This window comes from Ruminiclostridium papyrosolvens C7 (assembly GCF_000421965.1).
GTDB lineage: Bacteria > Bacillota > Clostridia > Acetivibrionales > DSM-1351 > Ruminiclostridium > Ruminiclostridium papyrosolvens_A.
Genome location: NZ_ATAY01000020.1, coordinates 112473 through 136820, shown reverse-complemented (window position 1 = coordinate 136820; position 24348 = coordinate 112473). Strand labels below are relative to the sequence as shown.

23 protein-coding genes and 1 tRNA gene are annotated in these 24348 nt (G+C 35.7%); 8 read left to right on the top strand and 16 right to left on the bottom strand.

Translation table 11 applies throughout. The annotated features are described in order from the left end of the window. Positions 1-3 precede the first annotated feature (3 nt). The 5 genes from L323_RS41260 (at position 4) to L323_RS25640 (ending at position 5458) form a co-directional block, all read left to right on the top strand. Positions 4-153, top strand: coding sequence for a hypothetical protein (locus tag L323_RS41260; RefSeq protein WP_014313848.1), 150 nt, complete (start codon positions 4-6; stop codon positions 151-153). A 356-nt stretch (positions 154-509) separates the two neighbouring features. After that, positions 510-1781, top strand: coding sequence for an O-acetylhomoserine aminocarboxypropyltransferase/cysteine synthase family protein (locus L323_RS25655; protein ID WP_020814504.1), 1272 nt, complete (start codon positions 510-512; stop codon positions 1779-1781). Positions 1782-1877: 96 nt separating this feature from the next. Further along, a complete protein-coding gene (locus L323_RS25650; RefSeq protein WP_020814503.1) occupies positions 1878-2366 on the top strand; it encodes an Lrp/AsnC family transcriptional regulator in 489 nt (162 codons plus the stop codon). 117 nt (positions 2367-2483) lie between these two features. Beyond that, complete coding sequence (locus L323_RS25645) at positions 2484-4259, top strand: Rqc2 family fibronectin-binding protein (protein WP_020814502.1); 1776 nt, start codon at positions 2484-2486, stop codon at positions 4257-4259. A gap of 20 nt (positions 4260-4279) precedes the next feature. Further along, positions 4280-5458, top strand: coding sequence for a pyridoxal phosphate-dependent aminotransferase (locus tag L323_RS25640; protein ID WP_020814501.1), 1179 nt, complete (start codon positions 4280-4282; stop codon positions 5456-5458). Between the two features lie 84 nt (positions 5459-5542). On the opposite strand, the gene L323_RS25635 is transcribed toward L323_RS25640, so the two are convergent. Genes L323_RS25635 through L323_RS25615 form a run of 6 tightly spaced genes read right to left on the bottom strand, consistent with a single transcriptional unit; the run spans position 5543 to position 11229 of the window. Further along, the gene (locus L323_RS25635; RefSeq protein WP_020814500.1) at positions 5543-5941 is read right to left on the bottom strand and encodes a VOC family protein; all 399 of its coding nucleotides are present in this window, start codon (positions 5939-5941) and stop codon (positions 5543-5545) included. A gap of 20 nt (positions 5942-5961) precedes the next feature. Further along, complete coding sequence (locus tag L323_RS25630) at positions 5962-6867, bottom strand: DUF362 domain-containing protein (RefSeq protein ID WP_020814499.1); 906 nt, start codon at positions 6865-6867, stop codon at positions 5962-5964. A gap of 28 nt (positions 6868-6895) precedes the next feature. After that, on the bottom strand, positions 6896-7063 hold the full coding sequence (locus L323_RS40750) for a YczI family protein (protein WP_020814498.1): 168 nt from the start codon (positions 7061-7063) through the stop codon (positions 6896-6898). An 11-nt stretch (positions 7064-7074) separates the two neighbouring features. Continuing rightward, positions 7075-8382 carry a Ger(x)C family spore germination protein gene (locus tag L323_RS25625; RefSeq protein WP_020814497.1) on the bottom strand — a complete coding sequence of 436 codons (1308 nt, stop codon included), beginning with the start codon at positions 8380-8382 and terminating at the stop codon, positions 7075-7077. Beyond that, on the bottom strand, positions 8361-9473 hold the full coding sequence (locus tag L323_RS25620) for a GerAB/ArcD/ProY family transporter (RefSeq protein ID WP_020814496.1): 1113 nt from the start codon (positions 9471-9473) through the stop codon (positions 8361-8363). Before L323_RS25620 ends, L323_RS25625 begins: the two co-directional genes overlap by 22 nt. Beyond that, positions 9466-11229 carry a spore germination protein gene (locus L323_RS25615; RefSeq protein WP_020814495.1) on the bottom strand — a complete coding sequence of 588 codons (1764 nt, stop codon included), beginning with the start codon at positions 11227-11229 and terminating at the stop codon, positions 9466-9468. Before L323_RS25615 ends, L323_RS25620 begins: the two co-directional genes overlap by 8 nt. 159 nt (positions 11230-11388) lie before the next feature. Between L323_RS25615 and L323_RS25610 the strand changes: the two genes are divergently transcribed. Next, entirely contained in the window at positions 11389-11742 is a 354-nt protein-coding gene (locus L323_RS25610; RefSeq protein WP_020814494.1) for a hypothetical protein, read from the top strand. 56 nt (positions 11743-11798) lie between these two features. Here L323_RS25610 and L323_RS25605 read toward each other — a convergent pair whose 3' ends face one another. The 7 genes from L323_RS25605 to L323_RS25575 form a co-directional block, all read right to left on the bottom strand. Then, on the bottom strand, positions 11799-13304 hold the full coding sequence (locus L323_RS25605; RefSeq protein ID WP_020814493.1) for a family 43 glycosylhydrolase: 1506 nt from the start codon (positions 13302-13304) through the stop codon (positions 11799-11801). A gap of 117 nt (positions 13305-13421) precedes the next feature. After that, positions 13422-14876 (bottom strand): GDSL-type esterase/lipase family protein, encoded by a 1455-nt coding sequence (locus L323_RS25600; protein WP_020814492.1) that lies wholly within the window; start codon positions 14874-14876, stop codon positions 13422-13424. Between the two features lie 165 nt (positions 14877-15041). Further along, positions 15042-16034, bottom strand: a complete 993-nt coding sequence (locus tag L323_RS25595; protein ID WP_020814491.1) for a sialate O-acetylesterase — start codon at positions 16032-16034, stop codon at positions 15042-15044. A gap of 284 nt (positions 16035-16318) precedes the next feature. Further along, entirely contained in the window at positions 16319-16534 is a 216-nt protein-coding gene (locus tag L323_RS25590) for a hypothetical protein (protein WP_020814490.1), read from the bottom strand. Positions 16535-16683: 149 nt separating this feature from the next. Then, positions 16684-17202 (bottom strand): DUF2798 domain-containing protein, encoded by a 519-nt coding sequence (locus L323_RS25585; protein WP_020814489.1) that lies wholly within the window; start codon positions 17200-17202, stop codon positions 16684-16686. 161 nt (positions 17203-17363) lie between these two features. Then, positions 17364-17834 carry a CBO0543 family protein gene (locus L323_RS25580; RefSeq protein WP_020814488.1) on the bottom strand — a complete coding sequence of 157 codons (471 nt, stop codon included), beginning with the start codon at positions 17832-17834 and terminating at the stop codon, positions 17364-17366. A gap of 147 nt (positions 17835-17981) precedes the next feature. After that, positions 17982-18869, bottom strand: coding sequence for a YesL family protein (locus tag L323_RS25575; RefSeq protein WP_020814487.1), 888 nt, complete (start codon positions 18867-18869; stop codon positions 17982-17984). Between the two features lie 224 nt (positions 18870-19093). On the opposite strand from L323_RS25575, the gene L323_RS25570 reads away from it, so the two are divergent. Next, a tRNA-Leu gene (locus L323_RS25570) sits at positions 19094-19176 on the top strand. Between the two features lie 140 nt (positions 19177-19316). Beyond that, the gene (locus L323_RS25565; RefSeq protein ID WP_020814486.1) at positions 19317-20048 is read left to right on the top strand and encodes a YoaK family protein; all 732 of its coding nucleotides are present in this window, start codon (positions 19317-19319) and stop codon (positions 20046-20048) included. A gap of 167 nt (positions 20049-20215) precedes the next feature. On the opposite strand, the gene L323_RS25560 is transcribed toward L323_RS25565, so the two are convergent. From L323_RS25560 to L323_RS25550, 3 genes are all read right to left on the bottom strand, one after another. Continuing rightward, complete coding sequence (locus tag L323_RS25560; RefSeq protein ID WP_020814485.1) at positions 20216-21661, bottom strand: DEAD/DEAH box helicase; 1446 nt, start codon at positions 21659-21661, stop codon at positions 20216-20218. Between the two features lie 515 nt (positions 21662-22176). Then, on the bottom strand, positions 22177-22722 hold the full coding sequence (locus tag L323_RS25555) for a GNAT family N-acetyltransferase (RefSeq protein WP_020814484.1): 546 nt from the start codon (positions 22720-22722) through the stop codon (positions 22177-22179). 270 nt (positions 22723-22992) lie between these two features. Then, a complete protein-coding gene (locus L323_RS25550) occupies positions 22993-24333 on the bottom strand; it encodes a patatin-like phospholipase family protein (RefSeq protein ID WP_242835250.1) in 1341 nt (446 codons plus the stop codon). Positions 24334-24348 lie beyond the last annotated feature (15 nt).

The following is a 24348-nucleotide window of genomic DNA, read 5'->3' as shown; positions in this document are numbered from 1 at the left end:
ACAATGAGAAACAGAAAAATAGACGATGACTCTCTTTTAACCGTTTTTGAGCGAATTATAAATAGTATTCCAATAAGATTTCAAAGTAACACCAGAGAGAATTCTTATGATGATAGTAAAATGTCTGAGGATGATATTGAAAAATTCAGATAGTCTGTTATTTTTAAGGGGTTGTCGCAAAATTAATTTTTATCCTGTAAGAGTATAACTTGTATCAAGGGAAGCTTGGTTAAAGATATTTGCAGTTGTTTATCGACGATAAGGATATTTTACCGGAAAATTGCATCATGGATGATGAATGTGAGCGACGGTAAAATATCCTAAGATTAGCCGCTAGAAACTCTTGCTAAAACAAAAACTTTCTGTTTTGCAACAGCCCTTTTTTCTTTTTTATTAAATTATATTCACACCTATCTTGACAAATATGTATTCTATTTTATATTCTTTTGTTATAAGAAAATAATATTCGTTTTAGAGATAATTCGTCTAATTTTATATGAGGTGATTATATGTCATGGAAAATTGAAACCAAATGCCTTCAGGAAGGCTATAAACCCGAAAACGGCCAACCCCGTGTACTTCCTATTTACCAGAGTACAACCTACAAATATGACTCAACTGAACATGTTGCCAAGCTTTTTGACTTATCTGTTCCCGGGCACATGTATTCCAGAATCAGCAATCCTACCGTTGAATGCGTTGAAAACAAGATTGCCGCATTGGAAGGCGGTATCGGAGCTCTCTGTACCTCATCAGGGCAAGCAGCCTCCCTGATATCAATTCTTAACATATGCGAAGCGGGAGATCATTTTGTATGCTCAAGCACAATTTACGGAGGCACAATAAATCTTTTCGGTGCCAGCTTGAAAAAGCACGGTATTAGTGTAACTTTTATTGATCAGGACAGCTCGGAAGAGGAAATTCAAAAGGCTTTTCAGTCTAATACAAAAGCTCTGTTCGGTGAATCAATTGCTAATCCTAAAATCAGTGTACTAGATATTGAAAAGTTTGCTAAAATAGCACACAAAAACAATGTTCCACTTATAATCGACAATACCTTTGCAACACCAATCCTGTTAAGGCCTATAGAATATGGTGCGGATATAGTAATCCATTCTACTACCAAATACATGGATGGACATGCCGTAAGCGTTGGCGGAGTTATAGTTGATTCAGGCAACTTTAACTGGGATAATGGCAAGTTCCCCGGTTTAACCGAACCTGATGATACCTACCATGGTATGGTTTATACAAGGGACTGCGGTAAAGCTGCATACATAACCAAAGCAAGAGTACAGCTTATCAGGGATTATGGCTGCTACATGTCTGCTAATAATGCATTTTTACTGAATCTTGGACTTGAAACCCTTCACTTGAGAATAGAGCGTCACTGTGAGAACGCTGAAAAAGTTGCAGAATATCTTTCAACAAGCGATAAAATAATATCTGTAAGCTATCCTACTCTGGCGAGCGACCCATATCACTCACTTGCAGAAAAATATCTTCCAAAGGGTTGCAGCGGAGTCGTGTCCTTCAGAATTAAAGGCGGCAGAGAGGGTGCAGTTAAGTTTATGGATAAGTTAAAGCTTGCCGCTATAGTAGTTCACGTGGCTGATTGCAGAACAGCGGTACTGCACCCAGCCAGTTCCACACACAGGCAATTGAGTGATGAACAGCTTGTGCAGGCTGGAATCGATCCGGGTCTTATCCGTTTTTCCGTAGGTATTGAAAATGTCGAAGATATAATAGAGGACATAAAACAAGCCCTGGAAGATTACTAATTATATATATTTAGCATGGATAATACTGCTTAGTATTTTAATTGCAGTATTATCCATATTATTTTGTACCAGCCAATATTTAAATGAGGTGTTATTATGCAATTTACTTTTGACGAATTAGATAAACAAATACTTGAAATAATACAGGCAGACCCCGTAATTTCAAACAAAGACCTTGCCGAAAAGGTTGGACTCTCTCCTTCTGCATGTCTCAGCCGTACCAAGAGACTAAAGGAAATAGGTGTTATTAAAAAGTTTGCAGCAGTTATGGATGAAAAAAAGTTGGGATATGAAGTAATAGCATTTACCTTTGTAACCCTTTCACCTCATACCAGAGATATAACTAATGCTTTCCTGTCAAAAATCAATGAAACACCTCAGATACTTGAGTGCTATAATATTACAGGCAGCTGGGATTACCTTATTAAAATTGCTGCCCACAACCTAGCTGATTGCCGGGACTTTCTTATAGATACTCTTCTTTCATTTCCGGGGGTAAACAAAATTGAAACCAGTATGGTTCTAAGCACTGACAAGCAGAGTTTCTGCCTGCCGGTGGATTCGGCTGATCAAAAACAGAGCTAGTCTGTTAGCTTCTAAAATGGTATACTAAATATAATTTGGAAAATAAGTTGCAATTATTGCAGCTTTATTTTTTACAAATTGCGTTTGTTTAAAATATGCATGTCAGGAGCTTTAAAAATGCCATTTGATGGAATAGTAACAAAATGTATAGTCAGTGAACTAAATGATTTACTTTCAGGAGGTCGGATAGACAAGGTATTCCAGCCTGAGAATGATGAGATAGTTTTGTTGGTACGTTCAAAAGGTCAGAATTACAGACTTGTTGCAAGTGCAAATGCAAGTAATCCAAGACTTCATTTGACAACATTACAAAAGGAAAATCCTGCTGCTCCACCTGTTTTTTGTATGCTTATGAGAAAACATGTTGCAGGCGGAAGGCTTTTGGACATAAGCTTCCATGATTATGAGCGTGTCATTACATTAAATATAGAATCTGTCAATGAGCTTGGAGACCTTACAGTAAAGAAGCTTGTTGTAGAAATCATGGGCAAGTATAGTAATATTATCCTACTTAATAGCGAAAATAAAATAATAGATTCCGTTAAGCATGTTGACAGCGATATAAGCAGTGTCAGAGAAGTCATGCCTGCCAGAATTTACATCCTGCCTCCTGCTCAGAACAAGGAGCTTCCTGAGAATTTGGAAGTTGATAAAATATTCAATGAAGAAAACATTGAAGGTTCCAAGCATCCTGAAGGTTTGATTTTAAATACTATTAAGGGATTTAGTCCTTATACCTGTCGCGACATATGTGCTGCTGCAGGAGTTCTACCAAAAACTCCTTTAAATGAGTTGAATGACTCTGATAAAGAAAAAATTAAGGTTGCACTTACAAATTATATTGACAAAATTAAAAGCAATAATTTCTCGCCCTGTATTGTTTATGAAGATAAAAGCTTGTCGAGGCCCATTGACTTTTATTGTTTTGAGCCTTCAAAGGAGGTTTTCTACAAAAGCTACGACCTTTTGTCGACAGCTCTCGACCAATACTACATGCTGCGTGATACCAATGAGCGTCTTGGCCAGAAAATGGGGGATGTTTTAAAGGTTCTCAAAAACGGTATTGAACGATGCCAGAAAAAGGCCTCAATGTTTAATGAAAAGCTTAGAGAAGTATCAGACAGAGATAAACTTCAACTATACGGCGAGTTGATTACTGCAAATATTTACTGCATCCCTGAAGGTGCAAAATCAGTGAGAGTACTGAATTATTACAGCGAAAATGAAGAATATGTTGATATTCCTCTAAATGAGTATAAATCTGCTCAGGATAACGCTCAAAAATATTTCAAGCAATATTCAAAGGCAAAGAGTACTCATTTGAATGTAACCAAACAGCTTGAAGAAACCTTGTCAGAGCTTAATTACCTTCAAAGCGTTCTTGCTATGCTTGAAAACTGCAGTTCAAGACAGGAAATTGATGAAGTAAGGCAGGAGTTAATTGATCAGGGATACATTAGAAAGTCATTGAAGAATACCAAAAAAAAGCAGGATAAGCCGTCTTCCCCTCTGGAATTTGTATCAAGCGACGGATTTCAAATTTTAGTGGGTAAAAATAATAAGCAGAACGACTTGCTTACGTTAAAGACAGCAGCTTCCAATGATTTATGGCTTCATACCAAGAACATACCCGGTTCACACGTTATTATCAGAACTGAACGCAACACTGTCCCGGATTCTACATTGTTGGAAGCAGCAACCCTTGCAGCATATCACAGCAGTGCAAAAATGTCTTACAATGTTCCTGTAGACTATACCACTGTTAGAAACGTAAAAAAACCTTCCGGTGCAAAACCGGGAATGGTTATATATGAGAATTTTAAAACTATTAATGTTACACCTGAAGAAGAAATGGTAATGAAAATAATTAATAAAAATATTCTTAGTAAGTAGGATTGGGGGACTCATTTTAAATGATATCAAAAAAAATAAGCCATAATCTGGCAAATTCATCAATGATAAGAGCGATGTTTGAGGAAGGTGAAAAATTAAGAAAAATATATGGAGCTGACAAAGTTTATGACTTTTCGCTGGGTAATCCTGATCCGGAGCCCCCTGCTGAGGTTAAAGCTGCCCTTAAAGAACTTGCAGGCTCCGGTGAGCTTAAAATACATGCCTACATGAACAATGCAGGATATCCTGAGGTAAGGGAAACTATTGCTAAGAAAATAAACAGCGAAACCGGACTGAATTTAAGTTTTAACAATATTGTTATGACTGTTGGTGCAGGGGGTGCTTTAAATGTCGTTCTTAAAACACTGCTTAACCCAGATGAAGAGGTAATAGTATTTGCACCGTTTTTCGTAGAGTATACCTCTTATATCGATAACCACGGAGGAAAAACGGTAATCATTAATACTGATTTCAAAACATTCCTTCCTGACCCGGAGCTTTTGAGAGCAAAAATAACTCCAAATACCAAGGCAATTATTATAAATACACCTAACAATCCTACAGGTGTTGTTTATGGAAGGGATACTTTAGACAGTATTGCTAAAGTTTTAGAGGATAAGAGCAAGGAGTACGGAAATACTATTTATCTTATATCCGACGAACCATATAGGAAACTTGCTTATGATGTGGAGATTCCTAATATTTTAACAATTTATAAAAATGCGATAATGATTGACTGTTTCAGTAAATCATTATCACTTCCCGGTGAACGTATGGGATATATCGCTACAAATCCTGAAGCGGACGACGTAGCTACCCTTATGAACGGGTTTATTTACTGTAACAGAGTACTAGGCTTTGTTAACGCCCCCGCTCTGTTTCAGAAGGTTATTGCAAAATCAATCAATTCATCAGTTGACATAAATGTTTACAAAGAGAGAAGAGATTTATTGTATAACAGTCTTACTGAATTCGGTTATGAATGTGTTAAGCCTGACGGAGCCTTTTATCTGTTCCCGAAAGCATTAATTCCTGACGATATTGAGTTTAAAAACCGTGCTGTAGAATACAACCTGCTTATAGTACCGGGTTCAGGGTTTGGAGCACCGGGCTACTTCCGACTTGCATACTGCGTAAGTCTTGAAACAATTAAAAACTCTCTGCCGGCGTTTGAAGCTCTTGCAAAAGAATTTAAATAATTTTGAACTGTCTATTATAAAAAATACCCGAAAAATTCGCTTTCCGTAGATTTTTCGGGTATTTTTATTTGTTAATTTAATTAGTTAGTTATTTTCATTATAATCCAATCCCCATGTTATTCCGTACTTATCCCTTACTACAGCGTGGTACGCTCCCCAAAAGGTCTTCTGAAGTTCATATTCTGCTTTTCCTTCCTTAACCAGGTCTGCATATACCCTCTCTATTTCCTCCTTTGAATCCATTCCAAGTATCATCTGAATATGAGTACCTTGTGATTTGTCACCGAAAATATCTGTAAGATATATAATACAATTTTCTCCAATATGAAGCTCTGAATGCATTACCTTACCTTCATGTCCTTTGAACATTTCCTCTTTATCCGCAATCTTAACATTTTTAAGTTCAGCGTCAAAAGCATTTTTGTAGAATTCCATAGCTTCTTGGCAATTATCTACTGATATATTGGGTATTATACTTTTCATACGTTATCTCCTTTAATCTCCTATGCTTTGTCTACCGAGAGGCCATCTCCGTATGCGGCCTGACTGAATATGTTTTCTGCCTCTACCAACGGTATTCCCTGGATAGTAATTTTCTCAATATCACTTTCGCCTATTTTTTTATTGCTGCATTCGAATAAATATCGTATTGCCTGAGGCTTAAAACCCATAAGCCGTGCTGCCACAGTATCTGTTGCTACCGGGTCGCACCCTGCAACCACCAGTCCTGTATGTCTGGCAATACCTTTTGTAGGACCTGTTCCAATCATTGCCGGACTTGCACTTACTATTGACAAATCAATAGGTATTTTCTCCGACATTGCCGATATGAAGCCATGAAGCTCATTATGGATTCCACAGTTTTTCTTTGGATGACCATGCTCGTCTGCCGGAGGCCAACCCAATGCTATGTTTTTAATTGCAGCTGATATTGTTGCTTCTTCATGTTGTTTTAGCTGTGTAAAAGAGATGAGTACAGTAACCTCTTCCAAAAGCTTGTTTATATTAGTGGACGGCACAACTGAATGGTTGAGGTTTATCCATATAAAAGGTCCGTGGTTAAGGTCAATAAATTCTACTCCTTCATCTCTTATTACCTTTCCAAACCCCACATTATTCATTACATCAGCCGTCTCCCCGTCTGCCGTACCGGTTGCAACTACAATTCTTTTTGGTTGTCTCTGCTTTACCATGGATATAATTTGTCTTAAACTGTCAGGACCTACAACTACCCCCGAATCAGGACTTTTTTTATTATTTACCCAGTTCGGCGTTATAACAACAACGTCCTCTTTACCAATTGCTGGTAAGAATTCAAGAAGTTCAATTGCTTCTTTTATAGCAATTGGCTCACTGGCATTCCTTGTAATGGCAACTTTTGAGCTCATCCATTTTCTGTTATTTCTCATATTACCTCCATTGTACAGCTGTATATCTTTATTTATTCTTCATATACAAAATAACCATCGGGACTATTGTACCAAGTACGGCAACTACGATAGTAGTGAAGCCGCCCAGCCTGTTTTTTCGTTTTATCTGGCTGATTCCGAAAGTAAATGTATAATATCCGCTTAAAAGCATTAAAAACATCAGTATATATATCATATCTCTTTCTCCTATTTTGCAGTTTTAGTACGGTATCTTACGGGCATACTTTCAGCCATAAGCCCGGTTCTTCTCACATTGGTATAAACACTTACATTTATCTTTGCATCTATAAAATGTGATACCCAGTTATATTTTTCAAAATCGTCTATTGTTAAGAATTTGCTCGCAGCATAATAACCAAAGCCGAAAATATCAGTTCCCATTTGCTTCTGAACCTTTTCTACGGTTTTTCTTACTTCGTCTTCTATACAGCCCTTTAATAATCCATTTAATTCCTTAATTTTATCTAGGCTTTCATAGTGCATCCCGCTTTGTATGCCAACAATGTCAGCTTCAATATTAAGATTTATATCAATTACAGGTGTGCTTTTGTCAAACCGTACCTTTATGTCAGACTTTCTTCCCGGACGTAAATCAAAGGGGATAGCCATTCCGGGATGCTTTTTATCCTCCACAGTTAAAATTCCATGTTTAAACTCGTTCACTATCATCAGAAAATAACGGGTTTCATCTGCATTTAGAGTGCCGGTTAGCTTGTCACCGTTAAATACAGCCGTCCCAATCATTTCCTGTTTTTTGTTTCCTTTCTTCGGAACCTCGCCTGGATAATATTGCTCATCGGTCTTAAGAGGAGGATTTTGACCTTTATTTTCATTTTCTAATTTCTTAAAATTGTTTATTCCCATATAAACTGAATATGCCTGGGAGTATGGCGATATAGTACTTTTGTAAAAATTTGTAAAACCCACCAAGGGGAATAGTCCTGAATTTTTTGACTGTGCAAATGAAAGTTCTATTGATTTAGAAATGTTTTCACCTATCAGGGTTTTATTCTCCATGATATAATCTTCCGCTTTTCCCCTGCATACACCTATGGTTGCAATACGTCTGGTTTCTCTGAATCTCGCAAAATCGGACAAATAAAAGTTTATTCCCTCATATGCTAATTGCTCCGAGAAAATAATAGCCTTACAATGGAAAAGGGATATATGTCTGGTAGTTGAAGTACTGAGTAAATTTATACCTTCCAGCACTGTTGAGCATTCTATAGATGTAACGACCGTACCGCCTATCTGACCGGATTCTTTTTCTTCACTTCCTCCGCCCCCGCCTCCGGCACCTGAAGAACTACCATTTCCCCCTCCTTTATATGTGGGAAACTGAACAGTAAGCCTTATTTTATTCTCTACTCCCTTGTCAATTCCGACCATTATTGCATATGCCTGATCATCAATATTTTTACTGTCTGTTGTACAACCTGTTAAGATATATACAAATGTAATTAATAAAACAATTATTTTACTGACTTTAAGCATTGCCTATCCCCCCTCTTGCCAAATATTACGGAGATTATTAAAACCAGTATAGGTATTCCATATATTATTATCATGCTATATTCACGCATAACTACAATATTTATTTTTGCAAGTTCTATAAGACCTTCTGGTAACAGGGTCACCATAAATGTTAAGAAAGCAAATTGTAATATCAAAGGTCTGTGATTACTGATCTTAAATGCTTTGCAAAAAATACTAATAGCGATGTAGAATGCCAGTCCAACAGTTATCAGGGATGCAATAATCCAGATAAAAAGAAATATTGATTCAATTCTTTGGAAGAATCTGCTGAAATATATAACTCTGGCCAACTGGAAAAGATCTGATACATTTTCGCTAGCCATCGTATAGTCAAACGCCATAATATTGCATAAACATGTAAATACGACCGCAACACCGGAGATAAGAATACTATAAATTCCGACTTTCTTAAATGTCTTAACCCCGTCAATGGAGTTTATTATAAATGCCAATATGATTACTTCATCATATGCCGAGCTTCTGAAAAAACCTGATTTTATTGTTTCTTCAATACCATAGCCACCGATTGGAAATATAGCTCTTACATTATAATATGGATAAGCAAGAAAGAGAATTAAGGCTATTCCTATAAATATGGGATAAAAACTAACTGATGCCAACCTGGCTATACTTTCCAACCCAATATACGCCAAAATTATAACAACAGCCATGAAAGCAAATATTATTAAGCTTGGCGGCGTATATGGCAGATTATATGCCTTTATCATTTCCAGAAATTCTCTGAGACTAGAGCCTGCATAGTATACATAATATGCTGAGAATACAAGAGTTAATATCTTTCCAAAAAATCTACCTGTAACAAGTTGGAATATATCAACCAGGTTTTTACCTGGAAATCTCTTCATAACCAATGATATCAGAAGAAAAAATATTATACTTACCAGACATGATACAAGGGTCATATACCATGCAGCTGTTCCTGTGTTCTTTATCATAACACGTATACTGGTATAAAAGGTTTTTGATGCAATAACAAGTGTAATCAGGTAAGTCGCTTCTGCTGTCCCGAATTTTCCTTCCTTAATCATCCTCTTCATCCCTTTCATAGCTGTATTTTGGTTCTTCCTCTGTCCATTGTCTGGATATTTTGGCTTGTCTTTTCTGTTTTAAAGCATTTACATAATCTGGTCTGTACATTTGCTGCCAGGTAGGTTTTTTAAAGAATAAGTCACTACTTTCTTTTGTTTTGGGGGCAATAGGGGCAAAAAACGGCACTCCAAATGATTTGATATTGGTAATCAGTATAGCAAACAAAGCAATTCCAATGCTTATTCCATAAAATCCAAGTAACGCTCCCAAAATAATAAAGCAGAAACGGGATACTCTTGCTGCTAAAGCCAGACTGTAATTGGGTATTGCAAAGTTGCCTAGTCCCGTTACGGAAACAACAATTATCAAAACAGGACTTACAATATTTGCTTGAACAGCTGCCTGTCCCAGAATCAACGCACCGATAATACCCAGTGTGTTACCGATTATACCCGGAATTCTTATTCCGGCCTCCCTTATGAGTTCAAAGGACAATTCCATTAATACTACTTCAACTATTGTTGGAAACGGTACGTTCTCTTTTGCCTTTGCTATGGCAATAAGAAGCTCTGTAGGTATCATTTCCTGATGGAAATTAGTAATGGCAACATAAAGACCCGGCAGCAGTGTAGCAATAAACGCTGCTATAAACCTGATTATCCTTATTAAAGTGCCATATGGCCAACGCATATATGAATCTTCGGGGCTATGCATTAAAGCTGGAAGAGTTACAGGAACAATTTTTGCAAAGGGCGCCCCTTCAACAAGTATTGCAACCTTTCCTTCCAGTATGTGTGATGCGGCTCTGTCAGGCCTTTCTGTACTTAATATGGTTGGGACAATTGAATACGGATTATCCTCTATAAACTGTTCTAAAATTCCGTCACCAAGTACCATATCGCTTTTAATATTCTTTAATCTTCGTTTTACTTCTTCAACTATTGCAGGGTTGGTTAACCCTTTTATTGACATTACAGCACATAACTGTTTGTTTACATTTCCAACCTTTATAAATTCAGTTGTAAGGTTATTATTTTTTATCAATTTTCTGATAAGTGTTACATTTGTTCTCAGATTTTCATTGAATGCTTCCTGGGATCCAAGAACTACTCCCTCAATAAGAGGTTTTTCTACTCCCCTTTTGTCAAAGCCCTTTGTTTCATTGGAAATGTAAAAGTCACACCCATCAACATATAAAAGTGTATTTCCCGAGAGAATTTCGTACATAAATTCATCAGGATTATCTACCTTTTTTGCCTGATTGGTCTGCAATATGTTGGACAATATAAAGTCCAGCATACATTTATCATCGGAATCTTCATCGATTTTGACGTCGTTTACCATTAGCGCCCTTAAAATAAAGTTGTTTATGGTTATCCTGTCAACCATTCCGTCAATATATGCAATAAATGCTTTGTACTTTTTTGCAACCGTCAACTCCCTTATAACAATATCCTTATTAGCAGGGGAATTGAATTTATGCTTTATATACTTTATATTTTCTTCAATGCTTATAGATATTTTCTCATCGTCAGCCTTTTCATATTCAGGTTTATTTTCCTTACTTGATTCTGAAACAGGAACAGGCCTCTTTATTCTTCTGTTTTTTTGACTTTTCACGGTATTATTTTTTTCTTGCTCGGTTTTAGTATCTTCATTATCTGTCTCAGGAATATAAAATTGTTTTACAGGTTTTTTTTCTTTATAGGTTATATAAGAAAACAGAGTCTTTATAAAACCTTTCTTTTTACTCATATTCTTCACCTTAATCTCTTTTTAGTTGTAGTTAGTATAAGAATATTTCAAAAAAGGTATCCGAAGTAATTTTTGCAAATATACTCAAAATATGAGAAAGTTTTTATATAAATTAGAATAATATATATTTATACAAATAATATTCAAAGGACGGTTTTTATGAATAATATATTTACTCAAAACGAGAAGCTTTTCTATATTGATATAAAAGACGGGCTTATTTGTGAGGGAAAATTTATAGAAAGTAACGGCAACGGAATCTGGATCAGGTTAAAGGGAGATTCCCTTAACACCTATGTCTATTCTGACTTAGTAGAAGAAAGAGTCTTTAAAGATTACGGCTCTGCTGCTGAGGGGCTAGAAACGATTAAAAACAATATGAAAGCAAGACTTTCCAAAGATGACATGTTTATAAAAGATTTGCTTACAAGGCTCAAGAAAAGCGAGGGTGATTTGTATGCAAACATTATAGTAGAGATATTGTGTGAAAAAACAAATATTAGTTTAAATTAAAAGAACTGACTGCTGTATTTTTAATAGTACAACAATCAGTTCGTTTTAAGGTTATTTTAATTAATGATTATATCATCATATACGGCGGTATTTGTAAAACTGTTTCCGGTGTCCAACGCAATTCTGTCAAACTGGGGAACGGAACCTGTAAATGTGCAACCTGATTTTATGAGAATATCATTAATGTATGCATCAAATTTCTGCGTAGAGGTATCGGCAACAATTTTTAAATTATACCACGTGTTTGCAGAAATCATTTGTATTACATTTCTTGTAGAAGTTCCGGTAATCCAACCAAGTCCTTCTTCAAAATTTATAATATCTATTCCTATGTTGGTTCCATTGTAAAATCTGATTCTATCCCATCTTCCGGTATTGGCATATTTAAAGCTCACATTAAACGTAACTACACCATTTTTGGCAGGAAAATCTTTGTAGGCGTAACAATAGCCTGATGTTGTGCTATCTGACATTTGAAGAGCCTTATCTCCGTCTACCGAAAGTACCTGTATATCAGTTGACGTAGGTTGACTTACATTCCACTGATAAGGGTCAGCGTTTGTCAGCACTCCTTCAAAAGTATACTTTCGATAATCATTAGCAATTGCACCAAATTCTGCTGCAACCTTTACCGTATCGGTGTAGTTCAAAGATACTGATGTTCCATTAAATAGTAATGGCATCATGAGGTATGACGAATCACTGACTTTTCCTCCCCACGCACCGGCCCATCTGTCGGTGAGGTAAACAAAATTCTGTCCTACCGGAAAAACACACGCCCCCTGAGAGTCATAGCAGGTTGCATCTCCAATATTTGTTAAGCCCGTCCATCCTGAGGATATTGATGTGGAAGTAGCGTATTTCTGCTGGTTTGGGCTCCACCCCGTACATCCGGATGTTATCAGATAATATGTATTGTCACGTTTAAACATGCATGGAGCTTCTCTTTTTTGTCCCGGCCAAAGAGTTACCACTTGTGAGGCTATTGATTTATAATCAGAAGTAAGCCTGTATACTATTAAATCAGCATTTTCGTTTGCTGCAGAGATAAAATAGCCTGTACCGTCCGTGTCCACAAAGGTAGTACAATCTCTTGACATATTATTATTGGGTCTGAAGCTTCCGAGATAAGTAAACGGCCCTATAGGGCTTGTACTGTATGCTACAGCTGCCCTTGCTAATGAATAGTCCCTGCCGTTTTCGTAATGCATCCACATTACATATTGATTGGTCGATGCATTGTACATAACTTTCGGTCTTTCAATATTGCAGGAGTTAAGCTCTGTGGCAGATGTCCTGGATAAGGCATTTCCTCTGTCTACCCAGTTCACCAGATCGGTAGATGAGTAAACCTTGACTGATACAAACAGGTTATTTGTGTCACGGTTTTCCCCATACCAATAATATGTATCACCAACCTTGATGATACTCCCGCCATGTGCCTGTACTCCTCCAAAATTTGTTCCGTTATTGATTATGCTAATATCAGCGAAAGCCACAGAGGTGCTTAATATAAGAACCGTAAGCATAATCATAAATAAAACCGTTATTTTTCTAATCATTTTCCCCCTCCTTAATAATAAGTCTATATACTAATAATATACATATGTTTGTTATTATTGTAAATAATTAGCATTTAACCACAGAGGAGTATTTTTCATTTCTGAAATACAAAGAAGTTATTTTGTAAAAAGGTTAATGTCTATAGCCTCTGCTATTTTTTCATATCCAGCCGGACTAAGATGCAAATGGTCTCCGCTGTCATATGGGCTTAGCAGCTTGGTTGGATCGTTTGGATTTTTAACTGCAGCATCCAAATCTATTACTGCATCAAATTGACCGCTTGTTCTTATCCAGCTATTTACTGTCTGTCTTGCCTGTTCATGTGTATTGCTATCATATTGTGAGCCACCAAAGGGTGTAATTGTAGCTCCATATACAAGAATATTTTTAGAATGCGCCTTGCTTATGAATTCTTTGTATGCATTTATTAGGTTTGTTGCTACTGATATAGAAGAACTTGGCCCTATATCGTTAACCCCTTCAAATACTATGAGATATCGCACGCCGCTTTGTTCCAGTACATCACGCTGGAATCTGGAAAGTGCAGTTGGCCCCAAACCTCCTGAAAGCACAGTATTTCCACCTATTCCCTGGTTAAGTACCGAAATATTTGACGTAGAAGGATTGTCTCGTAAACGACGTGAAAGGTTATCTGTCCACCTGTTGTTTGCGTTTGTGGTGGAGCCCCTGCCGTCAGTAATAGAATCGCCCAAAGCAACTATTCCTTTACATGAGTCATCGGTAAGTACATCTATTCCGGCTATAATATACCAGTGTTCGGTAGTAACTGCCCGAGGCATACTCAAACTATTAACACTATTTCCGGTCTGAATATAAGATATTGTCCTGGAGCCCGGATGGCCTGTTAATTCTGAAGGTATACTGCCGAAGTATATGGTAACGGCAATGTTTTCAAGCTTAGGTAAAATAAAATTAACAATATCTGAAGTAACGGTTTTTCCGGCTGGAATTGTTACTGTTTCCTTTCCTTCGAAAGTCACTGCCTTGTCAGTACCGTCCTGAATTGAGCTTCCACCTGTTGAAACGGCTAAATGAACAGAGTTCATGGTAACAGGTGTACTCCCGTATTGATTGGAAAATTTCATTCTCAATTGATTCCCACCGATTGATACATGTACTATCTGACGAAGTGTATTATTAGTTAATCCCGGACTTGGAGGCATATTGGCAGGTTCAGTCAATTGCTGTGCTGCTGTCCATGTACCAACCCATTTAGTTGCCGGTTGTGATGGGTCGTAAGGTAAATTGCTAACCTTTCCTAATAAGTACTGTTTCATTATTGAATAATCAATTGCATCTATTGCATTATCCTGGTTTAAGTCCATATTGTTATAATATTTGTCACCCTGATTCATTATATTTTGCTTTAACAATGCTAAATCCAGAGCATCTATATTTCGGTCATTATTGCAGTCCCCGTATGCCAGTGCATCGACTGCCAGTTGTCTGTCCATTGGTGCGGCTGAGGTAGTGTAATTATTAGGTATCAACATAAGCATTAATGTGAAAGATATAATAAACGAAATAATTCTGTTTATTACCTTTAACAACTATGTACCATCTCCTTTTATATTATAAATATAATCCAAGTCTACAAGCCAATTCATTATATCAATTACCAATATTTACAGTCAACCAACCACTTGATAATAAAAATATTTTATTCAGATTGATAGTACTAAATAAACCTTTACAAATTTACCACTATAAAAAAATTACCAGCCGAGGGCTTGAATCATCTTTTCAGCATATCTCTTACCCAGTGTTACTTGTGAATCATGACCAAAATGAAGCTTCCACTGTGTATCCGAAGGATCAACCACCAATCCGCTTGCAGATACTACAGAACAATTCTTTACAATAGAAGGCAGTTTATTTACCAATGTATTATGTCCTGCACAGCTGCCGCTGTAAAGCAATTCTCCAGCAATAAAAGGAATATCGCCCAGATTAAGATCTTTTTTGAGGTCTTCTACCAATGTATTTACTTTACCTGGCCAAGTAGTGTCCCCATTGTTCGATTCACCCTGATGGAAAAGAATACCTTCAATTACTCCTCCCTTTTGCTGGGCGAGTTTTGCACGGTTAACAATCCAATTATATTTACTTCCGCCTGACTTTAGAAAAGTCTCGATCCTCTCGCCGTTAATAGCACAAGGTATCAAGCCTATCGTATCACCGGCAGGTATTTTTTGTACAATAGTTTTTGCAAACCAGTCACCAGGTCCAATTGCACCTTGATAAGTAGAATGCAGCGGCGGACATGCTATGTCCCATTGATCTGTAACTCTTCCGAGAGCAGGGTTATTATCATATCCTAATACAAGTACCCGTGGATCTTCTACTTTATCAGAATCCAGTGCCTTGGGATATCCCTCCATATTTGACTGACCTAACAATAAGAAGCAGTGGAATTTCGGCTGAGCTACTGAATCAACCGGAAATTTGGATATCTGTCCCAACAGATATTTTTTGAATAAAGCAATGTCAAGAGCTGTAATACTGCCATCACCGTCTACATCCGCAGCCGTAATGTTTGTAATGCTTTTAATCCCAAGCAAATGCGATTTCATTGCTGCAAAGTCCAGAGAGTCCACAGTACCACTGGAGTCAACGTCCCCGTAAACCGTAGCTGCTTGAATAGTACTAAAGCTAAATGCACTGAGAATTAGCATTAATACTAATAATAAGTAGATTTTCCTTTTCATACAAAATCCTCCCAAAAATTATTTTTGATATTTTAGTACTATCAATCTAAAATATATTACTAATTTTGTAATCCATAAATCTTTGTAAATGTTAACAGTGATTTTTTAAGCGCTCTTTGACGTGTATTACGGAAATGTTATAGGTTAGATTATAGATAAATTAACTTGTCTTTATTTTACCATTACTTACATTTAAAATCAATGCAGGGGAAATACGGAAAATATAGTATTAAAGGGGTCTGTCATCCATATGTAGGACTGACAAGACCCCTCTTGACCGTACTTTAGCTTCTTAAACTACTCATTTTAGCGGATAAGCTACTCAACTTGTTTTCCAACTCATTAAGCCGGTTATCAAAATTATTACTATCTGTTACTCCAACAACAGTACCACATACCAGGCACTGAACAAATGACAAATTTAATTTGGTTCCTGCCAAAGATTTTTCAACGACCTCAAAATTATGATTATTACATTTAGGACATGTACTCCAAGCCATACAGCAACCCTCCTGTTGTCTTTCTAAATTAATAATAATTAAGCTCCGTTATGCACGGAGCTGTTAAAAGGATGTACCCTATGAATAAGGTTTGTAATTATTTTACATCCATCGTATTAATTTAGTATTTTGAAATCGTTAATTTCTTGTTAATTTGATTCCAAATTTAATTCGGAAGATTCTACATCAGCCTCTATTTCATTCTTTGCCTTTCCTCTAAATATTGCACCAAAAAGGAATCTAACAAAAGGCTGTATGAAAAACAACTGAGTTAACAGTGCAAACGGGAAATTAAATACAATTTTCTGCATCCACTGAGCAAGAAACTCTGTACTTATTCCGTTATATAAGATTGTAGCTATAAAACTCATCATTGGACACATAAGTACTACCGTTGAACATATTATAGCAGTTGTTATAATATATGGTTTTTCATCTCTCGGATTTATAATCCGAAAAGCCATTTTTTCCGCAAGTGGTCCGACAATAAATATTTCGAGTAAAAAAGCAAACAAAAACTCAATTCCAACTACTTTTCGAGATGCTATAAATACCTGATTAGACATTCCCCCCATCTCGATGGCAAGATTATAAAATACGAATAAGTGAACCGTGATTATAACGGTTAAAAATGCAAAAACTACTCTTTGAAACTTTGTTGTTGGCATAAAAACTCCCTTTCCTGATTATTATAAATTTTGACAATAAAAAAACACATTGCAACACTTTGTACCGTAATCAGATTTACGTGCAAAGCACCACATGTGTCGTTTTCATTTCAAAAAATATTTAATTGACTTAGCTATTATGCAATATTTCCTTCAAAAAGTCAAGGTGTTTTGCTTTTAAAAAACCAAAGGTAGTACTTTCTGGAAAGATAAAGTGTTAAATATAATGTAATCCATGAACAGTACCAAGTCCAGTGGATATATTCAATCAGGTCAGTGTATGTCTCACATAATGCCTCAAAAATTGTCATTCCTGTACAGTAATAAGAAAAGTATAAAAACTGCTTTTTCTTACTGCTGTCTTTTGGGTAATGTAAATTGAAAATAACACAGATTGACGGGTATATTAAATATTCAAATGAAAAACTTGTTCTGGTTGCATAGGAAAATAATCTTACAGGATACTCTATAAGTCTCATTTCAACCGTTATTAGTCCAAAAATCCAAGTAATAAACTGTTTAAAAAAGAATATAACCTGAGCATGCCTTATTTTGTCTTTGGGGACAAAGACTATTAACGTTATAATCATTAATATAAAAGCAGCAACTAATATCACTATTTCCTTAAACATATATTCTCTCTTTTAACTATTTATTTTCAAAAAGATTGCATTTTCATTTATTTATGTTTACCTTTTTATCGGTTTTTATTTTAATTAAATAAAAAAGAACATGATGCAAAATTTCGCATCATGTTCTTTTTCAATTATTTTATTATTTTATTCTTTTCCTTCAGGCAGTTCTTTTTTATAAAAACCTTCATCGCTATCATTATCGGAATCCTCTTCGTCTTCATCATCTTCTAATGTAGGTTGCATAGGTTCTACGACATATTTCTTTATAGTAGGATTAACAAAGAAATTATTCATAAGCCCAATGAAGCTAGGAGTAATGAGTAAATATAAAACTATTCCAATGATAGGGTTATAGAAAGTTGCATACGCTATCAAAATGTTTAAAATTAAAAACAGTATGTTTGGCAATAGCTTTAAAAGTGAAAATATAAATGCATTCTTGTAAAGATTTTTTATACTTAATTTTACTGTTACCAACATTGGGTATAAATATAAATGCATAATGCAATACACAATTATTGATAGAAATACAAAGGCTGATGCTGCTGTTGAAAGTATTCCTTGGTGACTAAGATAGAAATTCAATGCTATACCCAAAATATACATGACAACAAAATCAATACCAGTTATTATCATACCTTGTTTAAAGTTCTTGATGAAATTATCCTTAAAATCCCACCATATAAATGCATGTTCTTCTCTGGAATAATTCCTCATAATATAAGTGAAACCTGCTTGTACGGGTCCAATCGTTACCACTGACAAAAAAATCATAATGACTGCAAGAAACACCCTGATATAAAAATCGCTTAATACATTATCTATATTGATTTTCTGTAGATAAACGGTGGAAACAAGCAATGCCAACAGCAAAGCTGGTATATTGCAAAGTACGTACAAAAAATTAATCTTTATAAGATGCCAAAATTTCCTTTTTAATACCTCAAAAAATATAAAAAATCGCGGTTTGGGAGGTGCATCTTTATCAACCCCAGGTCCCGGCTTATTGTAATTTGCACTAAATAAACCCACGTATAACTCTCCTTTTTATTTGTGTCATTAAATAGTATTGTACCAGTCGTAGCATTTCACTTCAACACATTTTGCGTAAAATAAATAATTTATTTACATTATGTTATGGTAATATATTTTAATAATTTTTTTTAGAATATTGTATTGACAACCTTAATAGTAGCTAGTATAATCATACTTGCTGATGCGGAATGCAGCAGCGAGAACACAGAAAATTAATAGATGCGGTCGTGGCGGAACTGGCAGACGCGTACGTTTGAGGGGCGTATGGGAGACCGTGTGGGTTCAAGTCCCACCGTCCGCACCAAAGAAAGAGAAGATTATTTAATCTTCTCTTTCTTGTTTTTATGCGATAATGTAATTTTATTCAATTACAGGAAGCTTTATTTATCAATCATCGTTAATAACACTCCATAGTCTTATCTATGCTATATAAGGATTTTTTATATGAATAATAAGAGCTTTACCTTAATTAATAGAAATAATGAAAAGTTAAACTCACAGCACCCCACATATGAATCCGTTCCATTTGGGATACTTCTAGCAATTGTAGGAGGTTTTTTGGATGCATACACTTATATAGGCAGAGGTGGCGTTTTTGCAAATGCACAAACCGGAAACATTGTTTTTCTTGGTATTTATGCATCAAAAGGAGAATGGAATCAAGCGCTTGCACATCTCCCCCCTATTGTAGCCTTTGTTCTTGGTGTAATTGTTGCTGAAGCTATAAAGAATAATTCACCCAGATTATTTTTACTGCATTGGACACCCGCAATTCTCCTTTTTGAAATGACTGTGCTTATTTTTATAGGGTTTATTACTAATACAGCTCACAATAGCTTTGCAACTGTTATAGTTTCATTTGTTTCTTCAGTTCAAATATCCTCATTCAGAAAACTGGTTGATTCCCCGTACTGTACAACCATGTCTACAGGAAATCTACGTTCAGCTTTCAGGGCAGCATATATTGCTGTTGCTCAGAAAGACCTTGAATCAGGCATTCGTGCTATCCGTTATTTCGTAATTATTATTTCGTTTGTCTCAGGTGCTTTTTTAGGAGGACTGCTGACTTTTGAATTCGGAGTCAGAGCCATATGGGGCGCTGCGGTTATTTTGGCGTTAACTGTGGTGTTATACTGGGTTGGGGAACGAAGGCGTTTGAGGAAAGCAAGATTGTAGCATTCCTTAATTTTTCAAATAGTCATATTACTCTGTTTATTTGACAATACAATCATTACTGCCAAAAACATATGGGTTCAAGTCCTACCGTCCGCACAAAAAAAGTAACCAACATAATATTTTGGTTACTTTTTTTTATTATTTTTCTAATTGATTCTACTTAATTATCATTCATCCACCTTTTTGCTTACCTTACGAAGTCTTCCTTTTATAGGTGTTTTCTGCAGTTCCCTATAGACCAGCTCACCTTTATTGTTTAGTATTTCTACAAACGTTGAAACATCAAGTATATTGATGATACCTATATCTGCCGCTGTCATACCTTTTATATTGCAGAGTGTCCCTACTATATCCACCGGCCTCATCTTAGTCTTCTTGCCTGCATTGATATGTAATTTCATAATCTCTTTATTAAGGTGTACGCCTTTTGTTTCTTTAATTTCAGGCGCAGTAACTATTTTCTCAGAAAATTCCTGCTTTAAATTATTCACAGTTTCTTTATCCGGTGTTTCTTTTAATAAAATTACTTTGCCAATGTATTGATTTATATCGCTTAGATACTTACTTTCATCTTTTGCTACAAAAGTAATAGCTTTGCCATCCCTGCCTATTCGCCCGGTTCTTCCTATTCTGTGTACATAAGTTTCACCATCTTGTGGAATATCATAATTAATTACCAGTGAAATGTTGTCTATATCTATCCCTCTGGCTGCAACATCTGTAGCTATCAGATATCTGAAATATCCCCGCTTGAAGTTATTCATTACCCTTAATCTGTCACGCTGCTCCATTCCGCCATGAATCTTTTCACAAGAATACTTAAGGAGTGAAAGTTTATTATATACCTCATCCACCTTTTGCTTTGTATTACAAAATATTATACAGCTATCCGGGTTTTCAACTATTGTTATATCCCTTAAAAGGTTTATCTTATTTACTTGGTCTATGTCATATCTCTCCTGATGCACCCTTTCTGCCGTTGTATTTTGCTCCTCTATTTCAACACGTATAGGCTCTTTCATGTATTTGTTGCATAGAGTCTCTATATCTCTTGGCATTGTCGCTGATAATAGCACCGTCACACGTTCCTTTGACAGACTTGATACTATAGTCTCTATTTGTTCAATAAATCCCATATGGAGCATTTCATCAGCTTCATCTATTACAAGATACTTTATTTTTGATGTGTCAAATGTATTTCTTTCGATATGGTCTATGATACGTCCCGGTGTACCAACCACCACATGTGTTTTTTGTTTGAGCTCCTTTTCCTGATTATAGAAGGGGGACTTGCCGTAAATCGCTGATACTTTAAGCCTTTTAAATCTACCTATATTAAATATATCTTCCTTCACCTGAATAGCAAGTTCTCTTGTGGGTGTAATAACTAATGCCTGAGGTTTATTTTCATCCCATTCTACCAATTCACAAATGGGAACGGCAAATGCAGCTGTCTTTCCACTTCCTGTCTGGGATTTTACTATAATGTCCTTTTGCTCTAAAACAGCTGGTATAACCTTTTCCTGAACCTTGGTAGGACTTTTAAAATTTAACATGCTTATTGCTTTTAATATTTCACTACTCAATTTATAATTACTAAAAGCTGGGTTCATTTTTTTCATATCTCCTTTATCACAATTTCTCTTTTGGCTTCTTTACCTTAACAATTTTAGGAGAAATCTTAGGGGGCACTAGTATTTTTCAAAACTATATTCTTCTTTTCTTTAAATCTACCCGGATTTCTTAATAATTCTTAATATTATTTATTTTTCATACTTAAGGTCTATTTTATTCTTATCCATAATCACAATGTACAATTATATCATATATTAGGAAAAGGCATATCATAAAAGAAACCTAACTATAAAGTAACATCTCTATGAAGGGTGCAGACCAAATGGATCAATTCCATCGTCCGCAACAAAATAAAACTACTGATTTGATTCAGTAGTTTTTTATTCTTAATATTATCTTAATTTCCTAGCATTTTCGGGGTCTTTATAGCATTCATATGAAAAGTTTCTGCCTTCAACCTATATGATTACAGTAATGATTACAGTAATGCTTATAGTTTTAACATCTCGTCAACCGTTTTATATCTTACCTCGTTTCCCATTATCCTTATTCTTTAGAGGGATTTCCACTCTTCTGCTAATATTGCATATACGCAGTCATCATACCATTGGTTCCCCATCCTAAAACTTTTAATAAAGTGAGCTTCTTTTCTAAATCCGACTTTTTTAAGAAGCTTTATTGATTTTAAATTATCAGGGTCAACTGATGCCGAAATTCTATGTTTCTTAAATACAGTAAAGGCATAATTAATTACGGCTTTGACTGCTTCCACGGCATACCCACTACCTTGATATTCAGGAGAAAGTGTATAGCCAATTTCAATTTGATAATCATCATCTATAAAATGAATTCCAATATCTCCAATCAGTTTCCCTTCCTTTAAACACACCGCCAGTTGCAACCATGTATTTCTTGTGTTAGGGCATACCGAAATATTTTTATTTATAAATTCTTCAATTTCGTCAATATCCTTTGGTCTCCATGTTTGGTATTGATAAATCTCAGGCATGGAACGATATTGGAAAAAATCATTTTTATCTTTCATTTCAAGTATTCTAATTAACAATCTATTTGTTTCTATAAAATAAAATTTGTCCATTTATTATTATTCCTTTTTAAGAATTCATCTTTGCTATTATGCATCTTTTTTATTTTCCTAGCAAACAAAATGTACCACGTATACTAGTTATACAAATATGAATCTCACGAAATAGCATTTTGTATAAAGAATCAAGTACTACCTCAATGACACATTTTTAATACATTTCATTCCATCAATATACTATTCTGTGTTTACAAAACATTTTTTGAGACAGAAGCATTTTCAATTGTTTCGCACCGCCCCCCGTGCTTCTTCCTGATTCATGACTTAATAAAACTCACAGACAGGGTTACACACGTTCTGGCACTCAAAATACTTTACCACATCCACGTAAGATTTGGCGTTGACCTTGTCAAAATCTTTAGGATCAGGTGTGAAGCTAAAAAGTTTGAGTGGACTTGCATCCAGCTGAATACAGTTATCATAAAAAGATTGTGCTGCTGACATTTGAGCCTCTCCGGTGCCTCCAAGCAGGCTCATATATTGTTTTATAAAATCCAAAATGTTTAATATCGGTGTTTGTTCATCAATGTTTAGCCTGAGGCCAAAAGTATTTTGCCTTGATGAGCTGTTTGAAAACTGTTTGAAGGCATTTATGGGAATATTGTTAGTTAGTCCTCCATCTACCCAGATCCCTACCAGTGCCCTATGGTTTTTCCAGTCTGAACTTCCAAAGATTTCTTGCAGGTCTTCGGTTTCAATTATTATAGGTTTATATGCAAATGGAATACTCATTGAAATACGGACAATATCTGCAGCGGCCATTTTGTTTGTCATATCATCAAAGCTGGAGAAGATGTAACTTTTCATATCCAGCATATTAGTACCTGTAAATGCAAGCTTTATTTTAGTCAACTTACCCAAATCACCGATAGAAGTGTTCATATACCGTATATTAAATTCAATAGATGACTTACTCTCAGTATAAATACGGGATAAGTCAGATATACTGGCATTTTTAAACATATCAGGGTTCTCAATTCTCACCCTTGCCATAGTTATCCATTTGTCAAAAAAGTTTCTTATTTCATTTCCTGTAAATACTCCAAAATCGGTATGAAGACAGTAAATTAAATCTCTTTTCCCTTTTTTGATTCTAAGGAGTACTTCGTCGGGCAGATTGTTTTTGCCGAAATATGTAATGACGCTGTCTATCAATGGGTTTAAAAATTTTCCTATTATTCCCTGAAACTCTCCCAGCTCAAAAAATCTTACCGTTGTGAATTTTATTCCAAGCTCCTGTAATATCTTCAGGTGTATATCACTAAGACCCTCTAAACGTTTTTTTTGTCTTTCAAGGAACCTTTTGCTGCTCATTTTATTATTGTTTATTAAAAACGGCTGCTTATTTATATCAGGTCCATCAAAGAATTTATTAAAGTTCTCCAGCTTTAAAATGTCTGTTATCTCTCTGGAATTATATCCGCATGCCAGAAAAAGCGATGTTATAGAGCCGGCGGAAGCACCGGCTACTCCTTTTATATTTTTGAGACAGAAGTTCTCATGCTGAATTACTTTCATATCCTCTAGAGCCTTGATTGCTCCGATAAAAGCATTGCCACAGCCGCCTCCGCCTTCTAAAGCCAGATATTCTATATCTTCCTTCATTATCTTCAACTTAAG

What these genes read in the sequence shown, in the direction of transcription:
- L323_RS41260 (WP_014313848.1), top strand. Translation starts at nt 4, where the DNA reads ATGAGAAACAGAAAAATAGACGATGACTCTCTTTTAACCGTTTTTGAG.
- L323_RS25655 (WP_020814504.1), top strand. Translation starts at nt 510, where the DNA reads ATGTCATGGAAAATTGAAACCAAATGCCTTCAGGAAGGCTATAAACCC.
- L323_RS25650 (WP_020814503.1), top strand. Translation starts at nt 1,878, where the DNA reads ATGCAATTTACTTTTGACGAATTAGATAAACAAATACTTGAAATAATA.
- L323_RS25645 (WP_020814502.1), top strand. Translation starts at nt 2,484, where the DNA reads ATGCCATTTGATGGAATAGTAACAAAATGTATAGTCAGTGAACTAAAT.
- L323_RS25640 (WP_020814501.1), top strand. Translation starts at nt 4,280, where the DNA reads ATGATATCAAAAAAAATAAGCCATAATCTGGCAAATTCATCAATGATA.
- L323_RS25635 (WP_020814500.1), bottom strand. Translation starts at nt 5,941, where the DNA reads ATGAAAAGTATAATACCCAATATATCAGTAGATAATTGCCAAGAAGCT.
- L323_RS25630 (WP_020814499.1), bottom strand. Translation starts at nt 6,867, where the DNA reads ATGAGAAATAACAGAAAATGGATGAGCTCAAAAGTTGCCATTACAAGG.
- L323_RS40750 (WP_020814498.1), bottom strand. Translation starts at nt 7,063, where the DNA reads ATGATATATATACTGATGTTTTTAATGCTTTTAAGCGGATATTATACA.
- L323_RS25625 (WP_020814497.1), bottom strand. Translation starts at nt 8,382, where the DNA reads ATGCTTAAAGTCAGTAAAATAATTGTTTTATTAATTACATTTGTATAT.
- L323_RS25620 (WP_020814496.1), bottom strand. Translation starts at nt 9,473, where the DNA reads ATGATTAAGGAAGGAAAATTCGGGACAGCAGAAGCGACTTACCTGATT.
- L323_RS25615 (WP_020814495.1), bottom strand. Translation starts at nt 11,229, where the DNA reads ATGAGTAAAAAGAAAGGTTTTATAAAGACTCTGTTTTCTTATATAACC.
- L323_RS25610 (WP_020814494.1), top strand. Translation starts at nt 11,389, where the DNA reads ATGAATAATATATTTACTCAAAACGAGAAGCTTTTCTATATTGATATA.
- L323_RS25605 (WP_020814493.1), bottom strand. Translation starts at nt 13,304, where the DNA reads ATGATTAGAAAAATAACGGTTTTATTTATGATTATGCTTACGGTTCTT.
- L323_RS25595 (WP_020814491.1), bottom strand. Translation starts at nt 16,034, where the DNA reads ATGAAAAGGAAAATCTACTTATTATTAGTATTAATGCTAATTCTCAGT.
- L323_RS25590 (WP_020814490.1), bottom strand. Translation starts at nt 16,534, where the DNA reads ATGGCTTGGAGTACATGTCCTAAATGTAATAATCATAATTTTGAGGTC.
- L323_RS25585 (WP_020814489.1), bottom strand. Translation starts at nt 17,202, where the DNA reads ATGCCAACAACAAAGTTTCAAAGAGTAGTTTTTGCATTTTTAACCGTT.
- L323_RS25580 (WP_020814488.1), bottom strand. Translation starts at nt 17,834, where the DNA reads ATGTTTAAGGAAATAGTGATATTAGTTGCTGCTTTTATATTAATGATT.
- L323_RS25565 (WP_020814486.1), top strand. Translation starts at nt 19,317, where the DNA reads ATGAATAATAAGAGCTTTACCTTAATTAATAGAAATAATGAAAAGTTA.
- L323_RS25560 (WP_020814485.1), bottom strand. Translation starts at nt 21,661, where the DNA reads ATGAACCCAGCTTTTAGTAATTATAAATTGAGTAGTGAAATATTAAAA.
- L323_RS25555 (WP_020814484.1), bottom strand. Translation starts at nt 22,722, where the DNA reads ATGGACAAATTTTATTTTATAGAAACAAATAGATTGTTAATTAGAATA.
- L323_RS25550 (WP_242835250.1), bottom strand. Translation starts at nt 24,333, where the DNA reads ATGAAGGAAGATATAGAATATCTGGCTTTAGAAGGCGGAGGCGGCTGT.